This window comes from Clavibacter sp. MX14-G9D, from assembly GCF_032917815.1.
GTDB classification, from domain to species: domain Bacteria; phylum Actinomycetota; class Actinomycetes; order Actinomycetales; family Microbacteriaceae; genus Clavibacter; species Clavibacter michiganensis_K.
Map to the genome: position 1 here is coordinate 1 of NZ_JAVCVL010000207.1, position 4526 is coordinate 4526.

Below are 4526 nucleotides of genomic sequence, written 5' to 3' on the forward strand. Positions count from 1 at the left end.
CTCGTCGGCGAGGAGGTCGCGCACGTCGAGCCGCGTGCCCGCGTCGAGCGCCGCCATCGGCTCGTCGAGGAGGAGCAGCGGCGGCTCGAGCACGAGGGCGCGGGCGAGCGCGACCCGCTGGGACTGCCCGCCGGAGAGGGCCGCGGGCTTGCGCTCGGCGAGGTGCCCGATCCCGAGCCGGTCGAGGAGGCCGCGCGCCCGGTCCTCCGCCTCGGCCCGGGCGACGCCGTGCGCGCGCGGACCGAAGGCGACGTTCGCGAGCGCTGGGAGGTGGGGGAAGAGCAAGTGGTCGGGGAACACCACGCCGATCCCGCGGCGCTCGACGGGGATCCGGACGGCCGGCTCCCCGCCCTCCCCGTCCCCCGCGCGCTCCAGCACGCGGCCGTCGAGGGCGACCCGTCCGGCGTCGAGGGGCACGAGCCCGGCGAGCGCCCGGAGGAGCGTGGACTTGCCGGCGCCGTTGGGCCCGACGACCGCGGCGGTGGACCCGGCGGGGACGCGCAGCTCGACGTCGAGGCGGAAGGCGGGGCGCGCCACGACCACCCGCGCGTCGAGGCCCCGCGCCTCCGCCATCGGTCCCCCGGTCACGCGTGCACCCCCGACGTCCACCGGTCGCGGAGGCTCACGAGCACGACGACCGACACGGCGAGCAGCACGAGGCTGAGGACGACGGCGGCGTCCGGATCCGTCTGCAGCGCCAGGTACGCCGACAGCGGGATGGTCTGCGTGACGCCCGGGAAGCTGCCGGCGAAGGTGAGCGTCGCCCCGAACTCGCCCAGCGCCCGCGCGAAGCAGAGCACGGCCCCGGCCCCGATCCCCGGTGCGACGAGCGGCAGGGTGATGCGGCGGAGCACGGTCCAGCGGCTCGCGCCGAGGGTCGCGGCGGCGTCCTCGTAGCGGCGGTCGGCGCCGCGCAGCGCCCCCTCCACGGCGAGCACGAGGAACGGCATGGCCACGAACGTCTCCGCGATCACCACGGCCGGCGTCGTGAACGGGATGGTGATGCCGGTGAGCGCCTCGAGCGGTCCGCCCACGAGGCCGCGACGGCCGAGCAGGAGCAGCAGCGCCCCCCCGCCGATCACGGGCGGCAGCACGAGCGGCACGGTCACGAGCGCGCGCAGCACCCGCTGCACGACGGGCGGGCGGCCCGCCGAGCGCGACAGCACGAACGCGAGCGGCACCCCGAGCAGGAGGCTGAGGGCGGTCGCGGCGAGCGCGCTGCCGAGCGAGAGGCCGAGGGCGCGGGCGATCCCGGGATCCGCGAGCCGCTCCCCGAGGGTCGCCCAGGGGGCGCGCACCACGAGGGCCGCGAGCGGCAGCACGAGGAACGCGAGGGCGGCTCCCGCGGGGATCCAGAGGAGGGCCGGCACGCGGTCGGCCCGGGCGTCACGGCGCACGGAACCCCGCGTCCGCGAACAGCGCGCGGGCCTCGTCGCCGGCCACGAAGTCGGCGAACGCGTCGGCGGCCTCCGGCGCGGCGGATCCGGCGAGCGGCGCCACGACGCAGTCGGTCGTCACGTCCTGCCCGTCGGGCAGCGGGATCCCCTGCACCCGGTCGCCCGCGGCGCGCACGTCGGTCGCGTAGACGACCGCCGCGTCCACCTCCCCGAGCTCCACGCGGGTGAGGGCGGCGCGCACGTCCTGCTCGAGCGAGTCCGGACGCGGCGTGACGCCCGCCTCCCGGAACGCCGTGGCGGCCGCGGCGCCGCACGGCACCTCGGGCGCGCAGAGGGCGAAGGCGCGGTCGGGGTCGGCGAAGTCGGCGAGGCCGGTGACGCCGCCGGGATCGCCGGGCGGCACCGCGATCTCGAGGGCGTTGCGGGCGAAGACGCGGGGGCTCCCCGCGGTCTCGCCGGCGTCCACCACCGTCTGCATGGTGGCGTCCGACGCGGAGGCGAACACGTCCGCGGGGGCGCCCTGCACGATCTGCTGCGCGAGCGTCGAGCTGCCGCCGTACGAGACGGTCACGGTGACGCCCGGGTGCGCCGCCTCGAACGCGCGCGCGACCTCGTCCATGCTGCCGGTGAGCGACGCGGCGGCCTGGACCACGAGCGCACCGGACAGGGCGCCGGGGGCGGCGGTCGCGGATCCGGGGGCGGGGACGGATCCGCCCGCCGCGCAGCCCGCCGTCATGCCGGCGACGGCGAGCGCGGCGACGGCCGCGAGGAGCCGACCCCGCCGGATCCGGACCGTCGGCCTCACGCCCGGCCGCCCGTCAGCGCGTCGGGCGACAGCCGCTCGACGCCCACGTTCGTGGCCTTCACGGTCGCCGCGGCGGGCGCGCCGACCTCGAGCCCCAGCTCGTCGGCGGCCTCGCGGCTGATGAGCGACACCACCCGGAAGGGCCCGGCCTGGATCTCCACCTGCGCCATCACGCCGTCGCGCACCACGCGCGTGACGATGCCGGGCAGCCGGTTCCGCGCCGAGGCCAGCGGGCGGCGCGCGCCCGGCGCCGCGAGCGTCCCGTCCGCGGCGAGCTCGGTCGCGAGGTGGGCGAGCTGCACGCCGTCGACCTGGATCAGCCGCCCCTCGCCCCGCACCAGGTCGAGCCGGCCGGCGTCGGCCCAGCGGCGGAGGGTGTCGTCGCTCACGCCGAGGAGCGCCGCGGCCTCGCTCACGCGGTACCGGACGGGCTCCTGCGCCGGGGAGGCGTCGACCGGCTCCTCGGCATCCGCGGCACGCCGTCGCCCCTGGTTCCTGTCCTGCGTCATGGATCGATCCTAGGGACCGCAGACGCGGCGCGACGTCAGCGACCCGGACGGCGCCGCGTCGGACCCGCAGCGGCGCCCGCGTAGCCTGGGCGCATGAGCACCTCGCTGGGGATGCCGGCCATTCCGCGTCCCGCCGCCGCTCCGGGACCCGCCCGGCCCGACGACCCCGCGCTCCTCGACCAGCACGGGCGCCGGGCGACGGACCTCCGCATCTCGCTCACCGACCGCTGCAACCTCCGGTGCACGTACTGCATGCCGGCCGAGGGCCTCCCCTTCACGCCGGACCGGCAGGCGCTCCAGCTCGCCGAGATCGAGCGGCTCGTCCGCATCGGCGTGCGCGACCTCGGCGTCCGCCAGGTGCGGTTCACGGGCGGCGAGCCGCTCCTCCGCCGCGACCTGCTCGAGATCATCGCCGCGTGCGCCGCGCTCCCCGACCGGCCCGAGATCTCGCTCACCACCAACGCGATCGGGCTGTCCTCCCGCGCGCAGGCGCTGAAGGACGCGGGCCTCGACCGCATCAACGTCTCCCTCGACTCCGTGCACGCCGAGACGTTCCGGCTCATCACCCGCCGGCCGTTCCTCGACCGGGTGCTCGAGGGCATCGACGCCGCGGCGGCCGCGGGGCTCACGCCCGTGAAGGTCAACGCGGTGCTCGTGCGCGGCGTCAACGACGACCAGGCGGCGGACCTCCTCGCCTGGGCGCTCGCCGGCGGCCACCAGCTGCGCTTCATCGAGCAGATGCCGCTCGACGCCGACCACGCGTGGGACCGCGCCGAGATGATCACGGCGGCCGAGATCCGGGGACGCCTCGAGGAGCGCTTCGTCCTCGTGCCCGACGAGGCCCCGCGCGACGGCGCCCCGGCCGAGCTCTGGCGGGTCCACTCCCGCGAGGGCGGCGCGGCGACGGCGATGCTCGGCCGCGTCGGCGTCATCGCGAGCGTCACCGAGCCGTTCTGCGCCGACTGCCGCCGCACCCGGCTCACGGCGACGGGCGGGGTCCGCAGCTGCCTCTTCTCGCACACGGAGACCGACCTGCTCGCGCCGCTGCGCTCCGGTGCGAGCGATGCGGAGGTGGCGGACCTGTGGCGCGGCGCGATGTGGGCGAAGCCGAAGGGCCACGGCATGGACGACGCCGACTTCATCCAGCCCGCCCGCTCCATGAGCGCGATCGGGGGCTGACGTGATCGTCCCCGTGGAGCTCTTCGCCGCCGCCGCGGCCGCCCTCGGCCGCACGACCGACGCGCTCGAGCTGCCCGACGGCGCCGTCCTCGGCGACCTGATGGACGCCCTCGGCACGCGCGCCGCCCGCACCGACGACCCCGCGAACGCCGCCGCGGTGCTCGCCCGCTGCACCTACCTCGTGGAGGGCGTCGCGACCTCCGACCGCGACGCGCCCCTCACCGCCGGCAGCGCGGTGGACGTGCTGCCGCCGTTCTCGGGCGGCTGATCCGCCCCGGTACGCTCCCGGGATGCCCTACGCCGTGCCGCACCCGTCGTACCGGCTGTTCGAGGCGCGCGTGGTGCGGACGGTGCGCGTCTCCCCGGCGTTCGTGCGCGTGACGCTCACGGGGCCGACGCTCGACCTGTTCGCACCGTGGGGCCTCGACCAGCGGATCAAGCTGGTGCTCCCCCGGCCCGACGGCGCTGGCGGCGGGTGGGCCGGCCCCCTCGCGGGCGACGTGGACGGCCTCGCGGTCGAGGACTGGCGGCACCTCGTGGCCGGCATGCCGCCCGCCGAGCGGCACCCGCTGCGCACGTACACGCCGCGCGCGGTGCGGCCGGAGGTCGCGGAGGTCGACGTCGACCTCCTCGTCC

General features: G+C 77.6%; 7 protein-coding genes. 3 read left to right on the forward strand and 4 right to left on the reverse strand.

Annotation, left to right across the window (positions count from 1 at the left end; translation table 11 throughout):
- From Q6969_RS13105 to Q6969_RS13120, 4 genes are all read right to left on the reverse strand, one after another.
- The coding region (locus Q6969_RS13105) for an ATP-binding cassette domain-containing protein (RefSeq protein ID WP_317230829.1) at positions 1 to 588 on the reverse strand (588 nt) is incomplete at its 3' end.
- Entirely contained in the window at positions 585 to 1397 is an 813-nt protein-coding gene (locus Q6969_RS13110; protein WP_317230830.1) for an ABC transporter permease, read from the reverse strand. The genes Q6969_RS13110 and Q6969_RS13105, both read right to left, overlap by 4 nt.
- Positions 1387 to 2133 (reverse strand): molybdate ABC transporter substrate-binding protein, encoded by a 747-nt coding sequence (modA, locus tag Q6969_RS13115; RefSeq protein WP_317230835.1) that lies wholly within the window; start codon positions 2131 to 2133, stop codon positions 1387 to 1389. The genes Q6969_RS13110 and modA overlap by 11 nt, the downstream gene beginning before the upstream one ends.
- A 65-nt stretch (positions 2134 to 2198) precedes the next feature.
- Positions 2199 to 2711, reverse strand: coding sequence for a TOBE domain-containing protein (locus tag Q6969_RS13120; RefSeq protein WP_317230831.1), 513 nt, complete (start codon positions 2709 to 2711; stop codon positions 2199 to 2201).
- 93 nt (positions 2712 to 2804) lie between these two features.
- On the opposite strand from Q6969_RS13120, the gene moaA reads away from it, so the two are divergent.
- The 3 genes from moaA to Q6969_RS13135 form a co-directional block, all read left to right on the forward strand.
- The gene (gene moaA, locus Q6969_RS13125; protein ID WP_317230832.1) at positions 2805 to 3890 is read left to right on the forward strand and encodes a GTP 3',8-cyclase MoaA; all 1086 of its coding nucleotides are present in this window, start codon (positions 2805 to 2807) and stop codon (positions 3888 to 3890) included.
- Between the two features lies 1 nt (position 3891).
- The gene (locus tag Q6969_RS13130) at positions 3892 to 4158 is read left to right on the forward strand and encodes a MoaD/ThiS family protein (RefSeq protein ID WP_317230833.1); all 267 of its coding nucleotides are present in this window, start codon (positions 3892 to 3894) and stop codon (positions 4156 to 4158) included.
- 22 nt (positions 4159 to 4180) lie between these two features.
- Positions 4181 to 4526: siderophore-interacting protein (locus tag Q6969_RS13135; protein WP_317230834.1), on the forward strand; the 346-nt coding region annotated here is incomplete at its 3' end.

Bases quoted from the DNA above. Each gene is read 5' to 3' on its own strand.
- Q6969_RS13120 (WP_317230831.1), bottom strand. From the start codon at position 2,711: ATGACGCAGGACAGGAACCAGGGGCGACGGCGTGCCGCGGATGCCGAG.
- moaA (WP_317230832.1), top strand. From the start codon at position 2,805: ATGAGCACCTCGCTGGGGATGCCGGCCATTCCGCGTCCCGCCGCCGCT.
- modA (WP_317230835.1), bottom strand. From the start codon at position 2,133: ATGACGGCGGGCTGCGCGGCGGGCGGATCCGTCCCCGCCCCCGGATCC.